Source organism: Fumia xinanensis (assembly GCF_014384905.1).
GTDB lineage: Bacteria > Bacillota > Clostridia > Oscillospirales > Ruminococcaceae > Fumia > Fumia xinanensis.
Genome location: NZ_JACRSV010000001.1, coordinates 1074268 through 1093826 on the forward strand (window position 1 = coordinate 1074268; position 19559 = coordinate 1093826).

The 19559-nt window shown below is 52.5% G+C and carries 21 protein-coding genes; 20 read left to right on the plus strand and 1 reads right to left on the minus strand.

What is annotated here, in order from left to right; translation table 11 throughout:
* Positions 1 to 6 precede the first annotated feature (6 nt).
* The 16 genes from H8710_RS05040 to hflX all read left to right on the plus strand — a co-directional run bounded on the left by H8710_RS05040 (position 7) and on the right by hflX (position 14817).
* Entirely contained in the window at positions 7 to 579 is a 573-nt protein-coding gene (locus tag H8710_RS05040) for a bifunctional adenosylcobinamide kinase/adenosylcobinamide-phosphate guanylyltransferase (protein ID WP_249294322.1), read from the plus strand.
* 24 nt (positions 580 to 603) lie between these two features.
* The gene (gene cobS, locus H8710_RS05045; protein WP_249294323.1) at positions 604 to 1362 is read left to right on the plus strand and encodes an adenosylcobinamide-GDP ribazoletransferase; all 759 of its coding nucleotides are present in this window, start codon (positions 604 to 606) and stop codon (positions 1360 to 1362) included.
* 121 nt (positions 1363 to 1483) lie between these two features.
* Entirely contained in the window at positions 1484 to 1900 is a 417-nt protein-coding gene (locus H8710_RS05050) for a bifunctional adenosylcobinamide kinase/adenosylcobinamide-phosphate guanylyltransferase (protein WP_249294324.1), read from the plus strand.
* The gene (locus H8710_RS05055; protein ID WP_249294325.1) at positions 1897 to 2469 is read left to right on the plus strand and encodes a histidine phosphatase family protein; all 573 of its coding nucleotides are present in this window, start codon (positions 1897 to 1899) and stop codon (positions 2467 to 2469) included. Before H8710_RS05050 ends, H8710_RS05055 begins: the two co-directional genes overlap by 4 nt.
* A 22-nt stretch (positions 2470 to 2491) precedes the next feature.
* Positions 2492 to 3460 carry an adenosylcobinamide-phosphate synthase CbiB gene (gene cbiB / locus H8710_RS05060; RefSeq protein WP_249294326.1) on the plus strand — a complete coding sequence of 323 codons (969 nt, stop codon included), beginning with the start codon at positions 2492 to 2494 and terminating at the stop codon, positions 3458 to 3460.
* Between the two features lie 57 nt (positions 3461 to 3517).
* Positions 3518 to 4594 carry a pyridoxal phosphate-dependent aminotransferase gene (locus tag H8710_RS05065; protein ID WP_249294327.1) on the plus strand — a complete coding sequence of 359 codons (1077 nt, stop codon included), beginning with the start codon at positions 3518 to 3520 and terminating at the stop codon, positions 4592 to 4594.
* Positions 4595 to 4648: 54 nt separating this feature from the next.
* A complete protein-coding gene (locus tag H8710_RS05070) occupies positions 4649 to 6157 on the plus strand; it encodes a cobyric acid synthase (protein WP_249294328.1) in 1509 nt (502 codons plus the stop codon).
* A 68-nt stretch (positions 6158 to 6225) separates the two neighbouring features.
* Complete coding sequence (locus tag H8710_RS05075) at positions 6226 to 6762, plus strand: cob(I)yrinic acid a,c-diamide adenosyltransferase (protein WP_249294329.1); 537 nt, start codon at positions 6226 to 6228, stop codon at positions 6760 to 6762.
* 11 nt (positions 6763 to 6773) lie between these two features.
* Positions 6774 to 7400, plus strand: coding sequence for a precorrin-8X methylmutase (locus tag H8710_RS05080; RefSeq protein WP_249294330.1), 627 nt, complete (start codon positions 6774 to 6776; stop codon positions 7398 to 7400).
* An 87-nt stretch (positions 7401 to 7487) separates the two neighbouring features.
* Positions 7488 to 8561 (plus strand): nicotinate-nucleotide--dimethylbenzimidazole phosphoribosyltransferase, encoded by a 1074-nt coding sequence (gene cobT / locus H8710_RS05085; protein ID WP_249294331.1) that lies wholly within the window; start codon positions 7488 to 7490, stop codon positions 8559 to 8561.
* 108 nt (positions 8562 to 8669) lie between these two features.
* Positions 8670 to 9545, plus strand: coding sequence for a hypothetical protein (locus tag H8710_RS05090; RefSeq protein WP_249294332.1), 876 nt, complete (start codon positions 8670 to 8672; stop codon positions 9543 to 9545).
* Positions 9546 to 9569: 24 nt separating this feature from the next.
* Positions 9570 to 9914 (plus strand): antibiotic biosynthesis monooxygenase family protein, encoded by a 345-nt coding sequence (locus H8710_RS05095; RefSeq protein ID WP_249294333.1) that lies wholly within the window; start codon positions 9570 to 9572, stop codon positions 9912 to 9914.
* A 13-nt stretch (positions 9915 to 9927) separates the two neighbouring features.
* Entirely contained in the window at positions 9928 to 10794 is an 867-nt protein-coding gene (locus H8710_RS05100) for a transglutaminase domain-containing protein (RefSeq protein ID WP_249294334.1), read from the plus strand.
* 562 nt (positions 10795 to 11356) lie between these two features.
* Complete coding sequence (gene rsgA / locus H8710_RS05105; RefSeq protein WP_249294335.1) at positions 11357 to 12409, plus strand: ribosome small subunit-dependent GTPase A; 1053 nt, start codon at positions 11357 to 11359, stop codon at positions 12407 to 12409.
* On the plus strand, positions 12406 to 13497 hold the full coding sequence (locus H8710_RS05110; RefSeq protein ID WP_249294336.1) for a nucleotidyltransferase domain-containing protein: 1092 nt from the start codon (positions 12406 to 12408) through the stop codon (positions 13495 to 13497). Before rsgA ends, H8710_RS05110 begins: the two co-directional genes overlap by 4 nt.
* Before the next feature lie 54 nt (positions 13498 to 13551).
* Positions 13552 to 14817: a GTPase HflX gene (hflX, locus tag H8710_RS05115; RefSeq protein WP_249294337.1), complete on the plus strand. Its 1266-nt coding sequence runs from the start codon at positions 13552 to 13554 to the stop codon at positions 14815 to 14817.
* A gap of 77 nt (positions 14818 to 14894) precedes the next feature.
* Here the strand turns inward: hflX and H8710_RS05120 are convergent, their stop codons facing one another.
* Entirely contained in the window at positions 14895 to 15392 is a 498-nt protein-coding gene (locus H8710_RS05120; protein WP_249294338.1) for an HAD-IIIA family hydrolase, read from the minus strand.
* Between the two features lie 410 nt (positions 15393 to 15802).
* Here H8710_RS05120 and H8710_RS05125 point away from each other — a divergent pair, with 410 nt between their 5' ends.
* The 4 genes from H8710_RS05125 to H8710_RS05140 all read left to right on the plus strand — a co-directional run bounded on the left by H8710_RS05125 (position 15803) and on the right by H8710_RS05140 (position 19554).
* Positions 15803 to 16435: a manganese efflux pump gene (locus H8710_RS05125; RefSeq protein ID WP_249294339.1), complete on the plus strand. Its 633-nt coding sequence runs from the start codon at positions 15803 to 15805 to the stop codon at positions 16433 to 16435.
* A 161-nt stretch (positions 16436 to 16596) separates the two neighbouring features.
* Positions 16597 to 17514, plus strand: coding sequence for an aldo/keto reductase (locus tag H8710_RS05130; protein ID WP_249294340.1), 918 nt, complete (start codon positions 16597 to 16599; stop codon positions 17512 to 17514).
* Between the two features lie 11 nt (positions 17515 to 17525).
* Positions 17526 to 18350: a hypothetical protein gene (locus tag H8710_RS05135; RefSeq protein WP_249294341.1), complete on the plus strand. Its 825-nt coding sequence runs from the start codon at positions 17526 to 17528 to the stop codon at positions 18348 to 18350.
* A 58-nt stretch (positions 18351 to 18408) separates the two neighbouring features.
* Positions 18409 to 19554: a GGDEF domain-containing protein gene (locus tag H8710_RS05140; RefSeq protein ID WP_249294342.1), complete on the plus strand. Its 1146-nt coding sequence runs from the start codon at positions 18409 to 18411 to the stop codon at positions 19552 to 19554.
* Positions 19555 to 19559: the final 5 nt, after the last annotated feature.

Genomic DNA, 19559 nt, shown 5'->3' on the forward strand with positions numbered 1-19559 from the left:
CGAAGCATGTTCATCACCATCACCGGCGGGGCGTCCTCCGGCAAGTCGAGGCTGGGGGAGGATTACGCTCTACGCCTGGGGGGACCTCTCCTTTACATCGCTACTATGGAGCCTTTCGGAGAAGAGGGGAAAAGCCGCGTAGCGCGCCACCGGACCCTGCGGCAGGGAAAAGGGTTCGAGACGCTGGAGATTTACCGGAACCTGGGCGAGGCGCTGGATGAGCCGTCCTTCCAAAATACCACAACCGTTTTGCTGGAGTGTATGCTGAATCTGCTTGCAAATGAGACCTTTTCGCCGGCAAATCCGGGAGGAGACCCTGTTTCCTACATCAAGGCGGATGTACTGGCGCTTAGAAACGCCGTCCCGAACCTCATCGTCATCACCGGAGAAATTTTTTCCGACGGAGAGGATTACCCCCCTGAAACCGCCCGGTATATCCGGGATTTAGGGAAGGTGAACCGTTTTCTGGCGGCTCAGTCTGACCTGGTGGTCAAGGCGGTGGCGGGCATTCCTCTAATGCTGAAAGGGAACCTTTCAAAATTTTCGAAGCAAAGCGCTCAGCCGCCTAATTCAACCTAAATCCTGACGAAAGGAGCCGCTTTCATGAAAAATCTGTTAAGCGCTTTCAGTATTTGCTTTTCCATGTACTCAAAAATTCCCATGCCCCAGGTGGACTGGAAAAAGGAGAACATGAAATACGTGTTCTGCTTTTTTCCGCTCATCGGAGCGGTCATTGGCGGCGTTTCGGTCGGATGGTACTACCTGGCTGATTACTGGGGCCTTAACGCCATGCTCTACGGGGCGGTGGCAGCGGTAATTCCGGTGCTGCTCACCGGCGGCATCCACATGGATGGCTACGCCGATACCTGCGACGCGATCTTTTCCTACGGCGAACCGGAAAAAAAGCTGGAAATCCTTAAGGATCCCAGAAGCGGCGCTTTCGCCGTAATCTACACCTGCGTTTATTTCCTTCTGCTTTTCGGCCTATTCACTCAGGTGTACAATGATCCTTTTCACATTGTAGAAATCGGGATGGGATACGTGGTGAGCCGGATTCTCAGCGGTTTGGCGGTGGTTTCGATGAACACCGCCAAAGGTTCGGGCCTTGCCCATCTGTTTTCCGGGAACGCCGACCGCCGGACGGTACAGGTGGTGCTGGGAGGACTGAGCATCCTGCTGCTGGCGGCGGGAGTGTGGTTTTCCTTCCACATCACGATGATCGGGGCGGCGCTGCTTCTATGCAATACCCTGATTTTCCGGCAGCTTTGTCAAAAACAGTTTGGTGGCATCACCGGAGACCTGGCGGGTTTTTACCTGCAAATCAGTGAAATCATCATCCTGGCGGCCTGCGCGCTGTTTTAAACCGGGGAAGTCGGAAACCGCCGCAAATACAGCGAAAATCGCTTTTGGGAAAAGAAAAAACTCAGGAAAAATACGGGAAACGCGGCGGTCAAACCGCGGAATGGATCAAAGGAGGCATCTCATGGTTCTCATTACAGGCGGTGCTTTTCAGGGAAAGACGGCCTTTGCTAAGGAGCGATTTTCCCTTCGCGACGGCGATTTTGCCGATGGGGGGAGCTGCCCCTTGAACGGCTTTCACGAAAAAGCTGCCCTCAACGGATTGCACCTGCTCGTCAAACGAATGCTGAAGGCCGGAATGACTGAAAAACAGATTGAAGAGTCTGTCTTAAACGGCCTTTCAGATGGGAACTGCCGCATCGTCCTCATCGATGAAATTGGCTGCGGCGTAGTCCCTTTGGAAAAGGAAGACCGGGCCTGGCGGGAATGTGTGGGACGGCTCTGCTGCAAGCTGGCGGAACTCGCCGACACGGTATTATTGCTCCAATGTGGATTGCCAGCCATGCTAAAAGGGAAACTGCCGGGAGGGGACGCCAAATGATTCTGACTTTTCTCCGCCACGGAAAAACCGCCGGAAATCTGACACAGCGGTACATCGGCGTCACCGATGAACCCCTCTGCCCGGAGGGGCGAGCGGAACTGCTTCAAAGGGAGCCGCTCACCGCGCCGTCTGCCCTGTACGCGAGTCCCATGAGGCGGTGCGTTGAAACGGCGGCCATCCTGTTTCCCGGCGTGGAACCCCGGTTTGTCCCGGATTTCCGGGAATGTGACTTTGGGGACTTTGAGGGCAAAAACTACGCTGAGCTCAATGGAAGCCCCGCTTATCAAAGATTTATCGACACTATGGGGATGGAGATTCCAAACGGCGAGCCGGGAGACGCCTTTCGGAAGCGGTGCTGCCGGGGCTTTTTGGAGGTCGTAACAGAGCTCGATAAAAGCAGCGTCCCAGACGCTGTCATCGTCTGCCACGGCGGGACGATCATGGCGGTCATGGAGCGGTTCGAGCGCCGGAAGATGGGCTTTTACGGCTATCAGGCCAAAAACGGCCATGGCTACCAGGCCCAGTGGGATGAATGCCGTAAAGTTCTCTCGATATTAGAGGAAATATGATTTTTGGGAAAGGAATGCCTCCATGAAACTCGTTTTGATTCTGCTTCTGGCCTTTGTGCTGGACCTGATTTTCGGGGACCCCCACTGGCTCTATCACCCTGTTCGGCTCATGGGCAGGATGATCGAAAAGGGGGAGAAGTTTCTCCGCCCCCGTTTTCCTCAAACCCCCGGCGGGGAACAGGCGGCGGGGACGGTATTGACAGTTTATGTGGTGCTCCTGAGTTTTCTGCTGCCGCTTTTGCTGCTTTGGCTCCTCCGGCTGATCCATCCCGCCTGCGCTTTTCTGGCAGAAACTTTTTTCTGCTACCAAATCCTCGCGGTCAAGTCTCTGCGGACCGAAAGCATGAAGGTTTACGCCGCCCTTCAAGAGGGGAACCTGGAGGAAGCGCGGAAGGCCCTTTCCTGGATCGTGGGGCGGGACACCGAAACCCTCTCAAAAGAGAAGGTGGCAAAAGCGGCGGTGGAAACGGTGGCGGAGAACACCTCCGACGGGGTTATCGCCCCGCTTTTGTTCATGGCGATCGGCGGCGCGCCGATGGGTTTTCTGTACAAGGCTGTCAACACCCTGGACTCGATGATCGGCTACAAAAACGACAGATATCTCTATTTCGGACGATTCGCCGCAAGGCTGGACGATGCTGCAAACCTTATTCCTGCCCGTATTACGGCGTTTCTGACCATTCTGTCGGCCTTTTTGCTCCGATATGACGGAAAAGCCGCTTTCCGCGTCTGGAAGCGGGATCGTCATAACCACGCAAGTCCCAACAGTGCACAGTCGGAAGCGGCCGCGGCGGGGGCACTGGGCCTTTGCCTAGGTGGGGACGCAACCTATTCCGGCAAGATGGTCCGCAAGCCCACCATCGGCGACGAAACCCGTCCGGCAGAACCGGAGGATATCCGGCGGGCCAACCGGCTGCTCTACATAACAGCGGTTCTGGGACTAATCCTGTTTGCAGGACTTCGGACGGGATTCACAGCGTTTTTCTTTTGATTAAGTGTTTAAAATGGACTTTTTACCTTTCCATCAATAAATAGAAGGAGAAATACAATGGATCAGAATCGATTTGCACATGGGGGAGATATTTACTCTTTCGAAAGGCGCTTCCACCAGACGCCTGTTGACTTTTCAGCCAATATTAATCCGCTGGGAATGCCAGAGGAAGCAGTTGAGGCATATCGGCAGGCCGAACAGAACCTCATCCGATATCCCGAACCGGTGTGCGGAACCCTTATAAAAGAGTTGGCGGCCTTTGAGTGCCTCGGAGGGAGCTTTTTCCTTTGCGGCAACGGCGCTTCCGATTTGATTTATCGGCTCATGTTTGCGGCAAAGCCCAAAAAAGCCCTGCTGATGGCGCCTACATTTTCGGAGTATGAACGGGCGCTGCGGGCCATAGAGGCGGAGATTGACTTCCACATGCTGCGGGAAGAGGATGGCTTCGCCCTCACTGAAAAAATTCTCCCTGACATTGCGGGCCATGATGTTTTAGTCATTTGCAACCCCAATAATCCCACTGGGACCCTCTTAGGAGAAAAACTGCTCAAACAGATTCTAGATGAATGCTTCAAACAGGGCTGCCTGCTCTGCATTGACGAGTGCTTTTTGGATTTTGCCGCCGAGCGCATTTCCCTTAAAAGACTTTTTAAAGAAGGGGCTCCTATTGCGTCGCAGCTGATTATCCTGAAGGCTTTTACCAAAACTTTCGCTATGCCGGGACTGCGGCTTGGGTACTGTATGACCTCAAACCGGGAGCTGCTTCACAGGATGGTGTTCTGCGGGCCCTGCTGGAACGTATCTGTGCCTGCCCTCGCATGCGGTGCAGCGGCGTTGCAGGATAAAGGATTTCTGCGAAGGACACGCAGCTTCCTAAAAACGGAGCGCCAGCGGCTCATCGACGGTGTGACCGAGCTGGGGGCGACGGTCTATGGTTCCAAAGCAAACTACGTCTTTTTTAGGTATCCGGACGAAGAACTGTATCAAAAGCTGTGTGCCCGGGGCTTCCTCATCCGGGATTGTTCCAACTTCAGGGGGCTGGGAACGGGCTATTACCGGATTGCCGTACGCACCGAAGCTGACAATCTCGCCCTTTTGGCGGCAATGAAGCAAATTGCGGAGGAAAACGGATAACGGCAGAAAAAGGCTGCTGCCACAATCTACAAGGAGCCAGAAAGGAAGCGGATTATGGCAAAATCTATTATGATACAGGGCACCATGTCAAATGCGGGAAAAAGCCTTTTAGCTGCCGGGCTGTGCCGGATTTTTAAGCAGGACGGCTACAAGGTGGTTCCTTTCAAGTCCCAGAACATGGCGCTCAACTCCTATATCACCGCCGAGGGCCTTGAGATGGGCCGGGCGCAGGTGGTGCAGGCAGAGGCGGCAGGTATCCCTCCCGACGTGCGGATGAACCCCATTCTTTTAAAGCCAACCAGCGACCGAGGTTCCCAGGTAATCGTTAACGGGATAGTGCGGGGCAATATGGCCGCCGCCGATTACTTTAAGTATAAAAGTCAACTCATCCCCGATATTTTGGCTGCCTACGACAGTCTTTCAGCTGAAAACGACATCATCGTCATCGAGGGGGCAGGTTCCCCTGCCGAAATCAACTTAAAGGAAAACGACATCGTGAACATGGGGCTCGCGAGACTCGTAAAAGCACCGGTTCTGCTGGCAGGGGACATCGACCGGGGCGGGGTATTCGCCGCCCTTTACGGGACGGTCATGCTTTTAACCGAGGAGGAACGGACCTACATCAAAGCCACCATCATCAATAAATTTAGGGGCGACGTGGAAATTCTGCGCCCCGGCCTTCAGATGCTTTACGACCTGATTGGTATACCGACAGCGGGGGTGGTGCCCTACCTCTATTTGGACATCGACGATGAGGACAGTTTGAGCGAAAAACTACATAACAGCGCCCCCAAAGGAGAAATCGACATTGCTATAATCCGCCTGCCGCGAATTTCAAACTTCACCGACTTTGATCCCTTAAACCAAATCGCAGGAGCGGCGGTTCGGTATGTTTCGTCGGCGGGAGAACTGGTAAAACCGGATCTCGTTATCCTTCCCGGCACAAAAAATACCATGGCCGACCTTAAATGGCTGAGGCAGTCGGGCCTGGAAGCCCGAATCATACAGCTCTGTGAAAAGGGGACGCCCATCTTCGGTATTTGCGGCGGCTACCAGATGCTGACTGAAACCATCTCCGACCCGGAAGGGGCCGAAAATGGGGGAGAAATGGCCGGGATAGGACTGCTGCCTGGGAAAACCGTCTTCCGCACCGAAAAAATTCGTACACGGGTAGACGGGATGTTTGGGGACATGGAGGGCTTTTTCGCTTCCCTTCGGGGCAAACGGTTTTCCGGATACGAAATCCACATGGGGGAGACCGAAGGCGATTTGCCTCCGCTGGCTACTCTCACCGAGCTAAACGGCAGCCAAAAGCCCGACGGGATGCAGCGGGAAAACGTCTGCGGCAGCTATGTCCACGGGATTTTTGACAGCGGGGAAGTTCTGGATGCCTTGGGCGAAGCGCTCTACAGCGCAAAAGGAAAAGTTTACGTCAAGGGGCGGACTTTCGACCGAACGGAATATAAGGAGAGGCAGTACGACCTGTTGGCTGACGCGCTGCGGAAAAGCCTTGATATAGAGCTGATTTACCGCATCCTGGAGGAAGGGATAGCAAAAGCATAACATTCCTGGGGGGAAACTAGAACCATAAAAAAGGATTTTTATCTATCATCCGGAAAGGGGAAAGGTTTATGCAAACACCGGAAAGAAAAGGGCTTATTCATCTCTACAGCGGCGACGGAAAAGGAAAAACCACCGCTGCCGTCGGGCTTTCCGTCCGTGCGGCAGGGCGGGGGTTCAAGGTGGTTTTCGCCCAGTTTCTAAAGTCCATGGAAACGGGGGAAATCCTGCCCTTACAGGACATCGGTGTAACGGTTTTACGGGGGAATCTTCCCCGTGGCTTTACCTGGGAACTGACCGAGCCCCAGAAGGAAACGCTCATTAGCGAACACAATAAGCTTTTTGAAAAGGCAGTTTCCCTCTGCGGAGATGGGGAGGATACTCTTCTGGTGCTGGACGAAATCGTCGGGGCCTGCGCCGGCGGGTATCTGAACCGAGAGGCGGTACTGCGCTTTTTAGGGGGAAAGCCCCCCGCTTTGGAAGTAGTACTCACCGGTCGAAACCCGGCGCCGGAGCTTATTGAGCTTGCGGACTACGTCACCGAAATGCGGAAATTGAAGCACCCCATGGACGAGGGAATCACCGCCCGGGTGGGGATCGAGTTATAGAAAGGGAACTTATGAATTACCAGAAACCCATGGACATCGAGAAGAAAAGCTTTGAAATCATCACGAAAGAGCTGGGAGACGTGGAACTGAACCCTATGGAGGAGCCCATCATCAAGCGGGTCATCCACACCACGGCGGATTTTGATTATCTTGATAACCTTTATTTCTCGCCTGGGGCGGTAGAACAGGCTCTCGAGACGTTAAAAGAGGGCTGTGTCATCGTCACCGACACTCAGATGGCCCGGTCGGGAATCAACAAGGCGGCTCTGCAAAAAAGCGAGAGCGAGGCCATCTGTTTCATGTCCGACGAGGACGTGGCGGAGGAAGCGAAGGCAAGGGGAATTACTCGGGCCGCTGTTTCAATGGAGCGGGCGGCAAGCATCGGAAAACCTCTGATTTTCGCTGCCGGAAACGCTCCCACCGCCCTTTTGACCCTTTGCCGTCTCATAGAAGAGGGAAAGGTTTCTCCCAAACTCATCATTGGAGTGCCGGTGGGATTTGTGAATGTAGTGGAATCGAAGGAAGCTGTTATCCGAAGCGATGTGCCCTGCATCGTCGCCCGGGGACGAAAAGGCGGCAGCAACGTGGCGGCGGCCATCGTCAACGCCCTGCTTTACATGGCTTTTCCCCGGGAGTGAGAGAGTTTTTCCAACCCGCAATGCCATCAAATTGCCCCAAACCGATGCGGCAATTTGATGGCATTCCCAGAAAGGAGTGACCATAAAATGGATATCTTAAAAATGGCAGCTGCCATCGAACCACCTAATGAAGAGGCCCTGCGGGAAGCCGAACTGCGGCAGGAAAACCTCCTAAAGCCTATGGGGAGTTTGGGCCGGCTGGAAACCATCAGCATCCAGATCGCAGGTATTACCGGCAAGGTAAAAAACGCGGCGGGGAAGAAAGTCCTCTACCTCTTCGGAGCGGATAACGGCGTGTACGAGGAAGGGGTCGCCGCCACGCCCCAGCATTTTACGAGAGCCCTTATGGAGAACTACGCCTCCGGCAAAAAATGCGCCATCAACGTTCTTTGCGCCCACTGTGGAGTAGAGCTGAGGGTGGTCGACATGGGGGTCAAAGACGGCGTGGGTCATCCCAACATCGACGACTGCCGCCTAATGGACGGTACCCGCAATTTCCTCAGGGAACCGGCCATGGATCCGAAAACCGCCCTCACCGCCATGGAAATTGGCTGGGGGTATGCAAAGGAAGCGAAAGAACAGGGTGTAGATCTCGTCGGAAACGGTGAGGTAGGCATGGGAAACACCACTACAGCCGCCGCCTGCATCATGGCGGCCTGCGGCTTAATTGATCCGGAAGGGATCGTTGGGCGGGGAGCCGGCCTCACCGACGAGGCCTTTTCTCGGAAAAAGGCGGTCATCGGGGAAGCACTCCAAAAATACCGGCTGTCTCCCGAGGACGCGGTTTCCATTCTCTCATGTGTAGGGGGGCTGGACATCGGGGCCATGGTGGGGTTATACTTAGGGTGCGGGTACTTCAGGCTTCCCATCGTCGCCGACGGGGTGATCTCCATAGCGGCGGCGCTGCTCGCATACCGCCTGAATCCCCTTATCAAGGACTACATCATCCCGTCCCATTTATCGGAAGAACCAGCCTACCGCATCGCGGCGGACGAAATGGGACTAAAGCCCGTTTTGGCGCTGAACATGCGGCTGGGAGAAGGGAGCGGCTGCCCTATCATGATGCAGGTCGTGGAAACCGCTTTGGCCGCTATGAACGACATGTGTACCTTCGGGGAGGAATCGCTGGAAACCGATTATCGAGAAGATATCACCATGTAACCTGGGCGCCGTTATGTGGTCTATCGGGAAATAAAACTCCTTTAAGGACGTCATGGTACGAACAGAGTATTTGTCACGAGAAGCCCTGTGTGAGAAAGGAGCATCACCGTGGAACGACTGAACTGCAAGCGCATCCTGTTTTTTCTACTGCCGCTGGCGCTGATTTTTACGTTGTTTGCGCCCCGGAAAGTCTGCGCCGACATGGGACCGAAACCCCAGCTCACCGTCGTAGTCGAAAATCCTCCCGAAGAGGAATACTATCTCGACCTGCTCACCGAAGCTCCGGGGGATTACGACAATCTGGAATCGGACGAAGACAGTTACGACCCGGAGATGCTGGAGCAATTGAAAAGTTATGAATCAGAGGGCTGGTATCCCGCCTATTCAGGCGGTACGGCGGTGCCGCTGTGGGGGGAACTAAAGGGCGAGAAAAAGGGGAACGAGCGGGTACATACTTTCGGGTATTTTGGATTGCCAGACCGGTACCGGATCATCACCGTCTCCAAAGGCGGGGAAGTGCGGGTGAGCGAACCCCAAGTGCGGGAGGTACTGCAGAGCACCGTCAGGTACGACTACTTTTCCGGCCATACTGCCAAAACACCGTCCTTTTTCGCCTACCTGTTACAGTTTGCGGCTACCTTTCTCCCTACACTATTCATCGAAGGCATCATGCTGCTGCTCTTCGGATTCAAGCTCCGGGAAAACTGGGTTCTGCTCCTGTTGATGAACTTTGCGACCCAGATGTTCCTCACGGTGACAGCGGGAGTGACCCTCGTCCGCAGTGGCACATTATCGGCGGGCTTTGTGATGATTCCCGTTGAAATCATCATCTTTATCGCTGAAGCAGTTGCCTGTGCCGTTTTTCTCAAAGGAAAGACAAAAGGCAGGCGGGTGGGATATGCCGTCTGCGCCAATCTTTTAAGCTGTGCCGCGGGGGCGTTTTTGATGGCGCCTATTTTCCGCGCCGTTTCCAGCTGGTTTTAACTCACGACAGAGAGGATGAAAAATATGAGCGCCTTTTCCGAAGTAAAACGGTTCCAGGTAAAACCCGAAAAGCTGGAGGATTTTGAAACGCTGATCCGCGCGTTGGCCCCGGAACAGGAAAAACAGCCGGGCTGCATCAGTGTGAAATACATGAAGCGGTTTTACACCATCGACGGGGTCGAATTGGGCGAACCGCCGAGAGAATTAACAAAAATCGTAAAATGCATCAAGTATTTTTCCTACTGGGAATTCGACAAGAAAGAAAACTACGGCAAAGCGACAAAATGGTTTTTCGAGAATCACGCCAAGAGCATTTTCAAGCTGCTGATTATGCCTTTTGATATCAGTTGCGGCGATTCAATTTACTGAATGGAGCTGTTTTATGAGTTACGATGTCTTTACCGGCGCCCTGAGAATGTTTGATTCCTTTCAGGACGATAAAACCGAGGTGGAAACTCTTTTCCGTTCCCATCCGTCCCTTAAGGAGCTGGAAAAACGGTTTTCCTTCTCCCAAATCGCGGGGATAGGGGATACTTTTTCGCGGGCATGCCGGCTTTTGACCTGGCTGGCGGCCCATGTGTACCACAAAGGGGATTATGACAGCCGGCTCACCAACGCAATCGATCTTTTGGACTATTCCCTCGACAAAGGGCCGGAATCCGGCATCAACTGCCTGTCCCTGTCGACGGCACTCACGGAGATGTGCCTCAGCGTCGGGATTTTCGCCCGAAGGATGTCCATGATGCCCCTTTCCCCCTATGATGGCGATAATCACGTAGTCTGCGAGGCGTGGCTCCCGGAGGAAAAACGGTGGGTCATGCTGGACCCCAGCTACGGCGGTTATCTTGTGGACGAAGCCGGCAGGGCGCTGAGCCTTCTTGAACTGCGGAAACTATTGGGCTGTCAGGGAGAAGTGGGCTTTTCCGATGGGTTTCACTATAACGGCGACCGCAATCTTGATTTTGAGGACGTGAAGGAGTATTACGCGAAAAATCTCTTTTATTTCAAATGGCTGGAGGTCCAGACCTCCGATTCAGATAACGTCTCAGGCAGCCGGACGCTGTACCTGTCCCCAAACGGATACGACCCCGTCCAGTCGCAGTTTGCCTGTATTAAATATAAAGAAAAAAGGTTTGGCTCCCATCCGTTTTTCGACCGGAGGAAAATAACACTCCGGCAGGAGAAAGCGGTGTTCTGCGGGGAAGCGGCTCTGACCGCCGCTCCTCATTGGAGCGAAGATACCGCGTGACGGGGGATTAGAATGCAATAGCTGGGGCCGGCGTTTTGGAACGGAGTTTTGCCGGGCCGCCAACTGCAGAATAAATTTTTTTAAAAGCAGTTGCAAATTTAGAATTTCGTGTTATACTATATACAGCATCAGGTGGTTTTGCCGCCTGCAACGAAAGGAGCATGTTAGATGATTTCCACAATGTACCGGATTAGGGTGGCTTCTGTCTAAAATTGAATAGGCGGCTTTGGCTTGGGTGCTTTGCGCCTTGTTTTGCCGTGGCCGGAATCAAAGTAACCTTTCGTGAATACTGTTTAACTGCAGGACACATCGAAACAGGTGTGTCCTTTTTTGTGCATATTTTTTGGAATCGTTTCTTTAAACGGATTTCCGTTATGCCTTAAATCCCGCAGAAAGCAGCCCCGAACGGCTGCTTTCTGCGGGATTTTTGCGTCCAAATGAGAAATATCCCCATCCGGCTTCACAGAAACCAACTGATCGTATTTTTTGAAAGGAGTGATTTTGATGCGTGTCGTCAACAACTGTGTCAACAAGAAATATGTTTATTTTATGGAGGAAAACAATGATGGATTTATCCAGTTACGGATACTGCGAAATCGAAGAAGAAAACAGCCATAACACCATTCCCGCCCGTGTCACCGCCGTCCACCGGGAGCGGTATGAGCTGGTCTGCGGGGAAGGGCCCGTCTTCGCCCAGCTGAAAACCGCCGTTTACTACGGTAGGGAACCGGAGCCTTTTCCCACGGCGGGGGACTTTGTCCGCATCCAGTATAACGAGAGCGGCGATAGCCTCATCGTCAAGACCCTGCCTCGAAGATCCCTCTTCAGCAGGCTCGACCCCACCCCCGGCCGGGGCGAACAGGCGGTGGCGGCAAACTTTGACTATGTGTTCATTCTGTCGTCTCTCAACCACGACTTTAAGGTGGGGCGGCTGGAACGGTATCTCACGCTGGCGTGGCAGAGCGGCGGCACGCCGGTCGTCGTGCTTACCAAGCGGGATATGGCGGAAAACGCGGTAGAGACGGTGCGAAAGGCGCAGGACGCCGCCCCTGGCGTGGACGTATACGCTGTCAGCTCGGTGACAGGGGAGGGCATCGACGCTCTGGCGCCTTACCTGCGCCCCCGGAAGACCCTGGTATTCCTCGGCTCCTCCGGTGTGGGGAAATCGAGCCTCGTCAATGCCCTGGCGGGGGAAACCGTCATGAACACCGCCGCCATCCGAGAAGACGACTCCCGCGGGCGGCACACCACCACCCATCGGCAGCTTTTGATGCTCCCGAGCGGAGCTATGGTCATCGACACCCCCGGTATGCGGGAAATCGGTATGTGGGACGCGGAAGAAGGCTTGAGCGGCGCTTTTTCCGACGTGGAGGATTTTCTGGGACGATGTAAATTCTCCGACTGCACCCACCAAAATGAACCGGGCTGCGCCATCCGCGCCGCTATCGCTGACGGGAGCCTCTCCGAAAAGCGCTGGCAGAGCTATTTAAGCCTCAAGGCGGAAAATCGCTATGTGGAGGACAAAATGGGCTATCTCCGGGAAAAGCAGCAGTGGCACAAAGAGATTTCCAAGTGGGTGAAGGAGAAAAAGAAGGCGGGAGGCAAATTCCGATGAAAGAAAATAACAAAACTCTTCTGATGAGCCTCAAGAAAACAAGCGGGCGAATCATCGAAGCCGTTATCCAAAAAGCGGAAAGGGACTGCCCCGGGGCGCTGGCCCTCATCGGCGTATACGGCTCCCAGCAGACCGGAGACGTCCACTCGAAATCGGACTTGGACCTGCTGATCGTCATCGACGACGACCGGGGATGGGCCTTAGGAAAAACCTTCCTTCTGAGAGACGTGGGCTACGACCTTTACTGCACCAGCTGGGAGAGGTTGGAGGCGGACGCAGCCTGCGCGTCGCCCCATCTATCAAAGCTGTTAGACGCGGACATTGTCTACACTTCCGGAGAGGAAGCAAAAAAACGGCTTGCAGAGCTCAGGCTGAGGGCAGCGGATATTCTGTCAAGACCTTTTTCGAAAGAAGTGTTTGACCGGGCTGATGCCGCGTTTTCCCGTGCAAAACAGGCTTTTGCCGACATGCTTCTCGAAAAAAAGGAAGGGGATTGTAAAAAATTCCTGGCGGAAATGATTGACGAAACAGAAAACACGATCTGCCTTTTAAACCAAACCTATTTTAAACTGGGTTTGAGAAGGCGGTTTTGTGAATTGGAACAGATGCCGCGAAAACCTGAAAACTTCGTTTTTCTCATCCAAAACGCCGTCGCTTCAAAAACGGCGGCCGAAAGAAACGAAGCGGGCTGCCGGCTGCTGGCAGCAGTGCAAAGTTATTTCAACAGCATTTCCTTTCCGAAAAAAGCTCCGTCGAGGGACGATATTCGCGGTGTCTACGAGGAAATGGTCTCAAATTGGAAAAACAAAATGCTCCTGGCCGACGAAATCAACGACCCCCATCTCGCTTTGATGAACATGGCGAGTTTACAGCAGCTATTCGACGAACTCCATGAGCAGTACGATATGGAGCGTTACGACGCGATCAGCGGCTTCTGTCCGGATAATCTCAGCGCGTCCGCCGCATTTTTCGACAACGCCTTGGAACAATTCCTCGGCGAGTATGAAAAAGTGGGGCTTGAACCGTTGACATACGAAACTTTGGAAGAATTTGAACGGGATTATCTGAGCAAACCGGTTGTCCCTTAGAAGAATCCGTGGTACACTAATAGAACAACACCGAAAGGAAAGGTGATTGCATATATGAATATGAATCGTGAAGAACGGCGGCAGAAAGCCGTCATCGCCGGTGTGGATACCGGAAGCTACGACCTTTTTGCCTCGCTGGACGAACTAGCGGAGCTTGCCGATACCGCGGGCGCCGACGTCATCGGGCGCTTTACCCAGAACCGGGACGGCATCGATAACGCCACCTACATCGGCGGCGGAAAGCTACAGGAAATCAAGGAATTCATCGTAAAAAGCGGGGCCGATCTCCTGATATTCGACGACGAGCTGACGGGAAGCCAATTCCGCAACATCGAAGAAATCGTCGACGTGAGGGTCATCGACCGAACCACCCTTATCCTAGACATTTTTGCCCAGCGGGCCAAGAGCAGCGAGGGTAAACTGCAAGTAGAGCTGGCCCAGCAGAAATACCGGCTCCCACGGCTGATCGGACTGGGCAAAAGCTTGTCCCGGCTGGGCGGCGGCATCGGTACCCGCGGCCCCGGCGAAACCAAGCTGGAAAGCGACCGGCGGCATATCCGCAGACGGATAAACGCCCTGGAGCAGGAGCTGGAAACTCTGGGAAAACGCCGGGCCAGGGTGCGGGAACGGCGAAGCAAACTGAGCGTCCCCACCATTGCAATCGTCGGCTACACCAACGTGGGAAAATCCACTCTGCTCAATCTACTGACCGACGCGGGGGTCTACACTCAGAATCAGCTTTTCGCCACCCTGGACCCTACGGCCCGGGAAATCGTCCTGCCCGACGGCCAGCACGCTGTCATCATCGATACGGTCGGCCTGATCCAGCGGCTGCCGCATCAGTTGGTCGAGGCGTTTAAGTCCACCTTGGAGGAAGCGGCCTCTGCCGACGTGATCCTCAATGTCTGCGACGCCGCCGACCCTATGGCGAAGCAGCAGATCGAGGTGACGAAAACCCTTTTGGGCGAACTGGGCTGCGGCGACACGCCGGTCATCACCGTCTACAACAAGGCGGATCTGCTGGACGATGTTCCCGAACCTTTAAAAGAAAGCCGTGCCGTTTATATCTCGGCGAAGGAGAACAAAGGTGTCGACCGGCTGATGGAAGCCATCGCCGACGCGCTCTCCGGTTCGATGAAAGAGGTTTGGCTCCTCATTCCCTACGACCAGGGAAGCCTGTTAAACCACATCCGCCAGCAGGGAAAGGTCTATGCCGAAAGCTTCGAGGAAGCGGGGGTTTCCATACACGCTTTGGTGGAGCGGAAAATACTCAAATCCCTGCTGCCGTACTGTTGTGACGGCAGGGAAAAAGAAGAGTAAGTCTACAAACAGTTTTACGGGAACCAAACCAGTAGTAAGCCTCCAAAGCGATACCGTTTTGGAGGCTTATTCATAATCTACAATTGGATTTTACTCATATCCGATAGTTTTTGAATAGAGTTTTTACATTTTAAATTGATACCAAAAAATTTTATTCCACATTTTTCAGCCAATTCCATATCTGCAAAAGAATCACCCACATAAAAAGATTCTCTTAAATTAATTTCTGGATATTTTCTGCAAGCTGCCTGTATCATGCCAGGTTTTGGCTTGTAGCAGTTGCAGTTGACATTTTTGCTGTGTGGACAATAAAAAATATCCAATATTTCTACTCCATTATTATGAAGCTCATCTAAGAGCATTTCTGTAAAGCTTTGATAATCGGATAAAGATATGATTCCATCACCAATAATATATTGATTTGTTATTATAATGATTTTATATCCTGCTATAATGAATTTGTTCATTGCCTCTATAGCTCCCTCTAATATTTCGGGCTTTTTGACTTGACTCCAACACAAATCCGGATAATCCCTATTAATTGTTCCATCCCTATCTAAAAAGGCAATTTTCATGCTTTATCCCTCCATACGCCCATTGCACCACATTTTATTTTGATACAAAAAGGCTGGTTTTGTCGGCTTGGCGATAAATTTGAGGACGGAATCCTCAAAGGATTTCTTCAGCGATAAGCGCAATTTTACTACGTTTATTGTACCACAAAAACTTGACAACGCAAAGTCATGTTATAAAATTACAGACTCCGGCTCATTTTTTTGAGCACCCGAACGCCGCCTCCGCTCCTGTATTGCGCCGGTTGACAGAGGGCCCTAACCTCATAGTGTCTGCCGAAGCTGTCTGCGGGGGATCTGTAGTGCAAGCCGTTTGTGAGAGGAGAAAGCAGTTTTTGGATGAAGCCGATTTTCACCCCTCCTTCCGCTTCCGCATATTGTGTAAGAGGATTATTATAAGGCGGGTGAGGGGTTTGGTCAGTGTTTTGCTGGTTTTGGCGGTGGTTCTCGATGGATTTACCGCCTGTTTTGCCTACGGGGTCAATCGGATAAAAATTCCTTTGTTGTCGGCGGTGCTCATCTCCCTGATGGGCACGGGGATGCTGATGCTTTCCCTGGGAGCGGCAGACTGGGTGGGGGGATACATACCGCCCCATGTGTGCAAGGTGTTGAGCTTTTCTGTGCTGTTTCTCATCGGTCTTTGCAACCTGTTCCAGAACTCGGTCAAGGCGATCCTCCAAAAAGCCAGCGACAACAGCAAAAAGATGAGCTTCCGCTGGTCAGGTATCTCGTTTATGCTCTCGGTCTGCCTGGACGAGACAAAAGCGGATGCCGACTGCTCCAAGGTCCTCTCCGCCAAGGAGGCGCTGGCGCTGGGGGCGGCGCTGTCCATTGATTCGCTGGCCACCGGCTTCGGCAGCGGGCTTATCGGGCAGAATTATCTGCTGATTCTGGCATTGGCGCTCATCATGCACATGACGGCTATCCTTTTGGGGCACTTTCTGGGGGAGAAGGTCTCCAAAGGGGCGGGCACCAAGCATCTCCAGCTGGAATGGCTGGGCGGCGTCATCCTGATGGTTCTGGCGTTTATCCGGCTGTTAGGGTAGACGCGCCAAAATACGCCCTGCCGGGAACATGCCGGCGGGGCTTTTGCAATGTTTACAGAATGCCCCTTTTTTTTCGCTTTGATCTGCATTATAATAGGCATATTGGACAAATCTGCAAATCAACCTGAAAAGAGAACGGAACAAGAAAGGCGGTCGGATCAATGAAGTACATTTCCATCGGAAACGGGGCGTTCAGCGCTTCGGAAATCGCGCTGGGCTGTATGCGGATAAACGGTCTCAGCAGCAAGCAAGCAGAAATCTTAGTTAGCACGGCGCTGGAACAGGGAATCGATTTTTTTGACCACGCCGACATCTATGGCGGCGGCAAATCGGAGGAAGTGTTTGCCGATGCACTCCACATGAATGACGACGTACGGGAGACAATTCTCATCCAGACCAAGTGCGCCATCCACGACGGATACTATGACTTTTCGAAAAAACACATCCTGCGCTCGGTGGAGGGGAGCCTTCGTCGGCTACACACCGACTATATCGATGTTTTGCTCCTTCACCGGCCTGACGCCCTCATGGAGCCGGAAGAAGTGGCGGAGGCCTTTGCCGAACTGCGGACAAGCGGCAAAGTGCGATATTTTGGAGTCAGCAACCAAAATCCTTACCAGATGGAGCTTTTGCAGAAATATTTGCAGGACCGTATCATTATAAACCAGCTCCAGCTTAGCCTGACAAACACCGGCATGATCGACGCCGGTATCAACGTCAACACCCAATTTGACGGCGCCATTAACCGGGACGGATCGGTACTCGATTACTGCCGACTACACGACATCACCATCCAGCCGTGGAGCCCCTTGCAATATGGATTTTTTGAGGGCGTTTTCCTGGGGAGCGACAAATATCCGGAACTAAACACTGTCATCGGCGAGCTGGCCCGGAAATACGACGTATCGGACACCGCTATCGCCTTTGCCTGGCTGCTGCGACATCCAGCCAAAATGCAGCCCATCGCCGGCACCACAAATCCACAAAGACTTGCCGATATCTGCCAGGCCTCCGAAGTGGAGCTCACCCGGGCGGAGTGGTATGACCTGTATAAAGCGGCGGGAAACAAGCTGCCGTAAAGGTTTTAAATTTGAAAGAGGGCGCTGATTTGGTATATGTCATCGAACGCGGCTTTGCAGAATCCGGCATAAACCCCATCACCAATCGGCCTTATGACTCTTCCTGGATGGTATTTTGTCTCACCGATTCCAGCGAATATCATATGTTGTGCGGAAGCCAATGCGGCTGTGCCTATACATTGAAAGTGAGCAGACGGTATCCCTATTGGGAGTCGGCGGTATGTGATTTTATCGAGTTTCAGGAAACAAAGGGAAAAAATATCATTTTGTTCATCGGACGAGAAGAGCTTCAAGCGGCAAAAGAAAAATGTAAGGGACATCATTTCAACGAGGCATGCCTGAGGGACTATGAGCCGGATGTGCTGGTTCACAGTACCTCAGGCGAAAATTGGCAGAGCATCCAGGCTGATGGCTGTCTCAAAAGCTGGAACATTTTGGCTAAAGAAAAACGCCATTGGGAAGATGCCCCTATAGGGCTTCGGCTGGGGGACCCCAAGGATTTCAGCGATTACGTGATGTTTTCTACAGGTGCAATATCCAGTGAAATCGTGGTTTTATCTAAACAAAACGGGAAGATAGTTATGGATGAAAACATGCCATATACGCCTGGAGCCCGCCTCTACTTCGATGCGGCCAAAATCGCAGCGGACGGCTTGCTCATCCGGGATGGACAACATCTGAAAGTGGAGAGGTCGCTTCCGTTGCACCCTTACCTGATTTGGACTGCAACGTGGGAAATCGTTGGTTTGAAGCAGAATATTTCGACTCCGAAAGAATTTACTGCAAAATCCAATCAACTTTTTCAGAAACTATATGGCAGGAATCTCCAAAAATAAATCCAAATGGCCTGTAAATGATTTAAAATTACGATTTGTAAATTAGATGTACAAGCCATTGGCTTTTGATAAAATCGAACTGATGATAAAGGCGGTGATAACGATGGCGTTTGACAAGTTAAAAGCTCTCATTCGGGAAAGCAGCGACTATTTACAGCAGGACGAAGCCCTCATTTGTGAGCAGAATCTCGGTTCTCTGAAAACCGTTACTGTGGTCTATACGCTGATTTTATCGGCTTATACCATCCTCGCCTTTACCTTTTTTCAAAGCCAGGTTTTAAATTTTATCTATCTTATCTGCCTGGCAGTTCAATACAGTGTTGACGGGCTGATTTTCTACCTGCTGAGGAAGAAAGCGATGAAGGCAAGGGAAGTCCAGCATCTGTGCTCCTGCATGAGTATCATGATCGCATCCTTTGTCATTCTCGTTTCGATTTTTCCCTTTCCGGAACGGCCAGCTATCTTTTTTGCTCCGGTTTTAGTGGGTATATCCGTTATTTTTATACTTTCATTTCACCGACAGGTGATTCTGCTTTCCTGCTATATGGCGGTGTACTGTGTTCTGGTGATTTGCTTTAAAGCCCAGAATGCAGTGCGTTACGACATCTGGGCAGCGATACCGTCCTATGCCATTTCGGTGGTCTGTGCCTATAACATTGCGGTGCTTCGCCTGCGGGACTATCGTTCCCGGCTCCGGTTCCAGCAACTTAGTATCATTGACAAACCAACCGGAGTTTTCAATAAGGCTACCACCGAGGAGCTGTGCGATATCTATTTGAAGCATCTGGACAAAAATTCCCGCTGCGCCCTGATAATTCTGGATATGGACAATTTTAAGGACATCAACGACTCTTACGGGCATTTGGAAGGGGACAGGGTGCTCTCGAAGATCGGGACCATTTTGCAGGATAACTTCCATAAAGACGATGTGGTCGGCCGGATCGGCGGCGATGAATTTTTGGTTTTGATGAAAGGGATAAAGGATCGGGAAGCAGCGGTACGAAGAGGCCATGAGCTGATTACCAAGGCAAACGCAGCCTTTCCAGCCTTCAGCCGGCCTCAAATTTCATGCAGCTTGGGCATTGCCGTCAGTGAAGCCGGAAATGACTACCCTACGTTGTTCCAAAAGGCAGACGAGGCCCTATACGAAGCGAAAAAGCGGGGAAAAAGCCAGTGGGCCATTTACTCCATTGCGGAAAAATAATAATC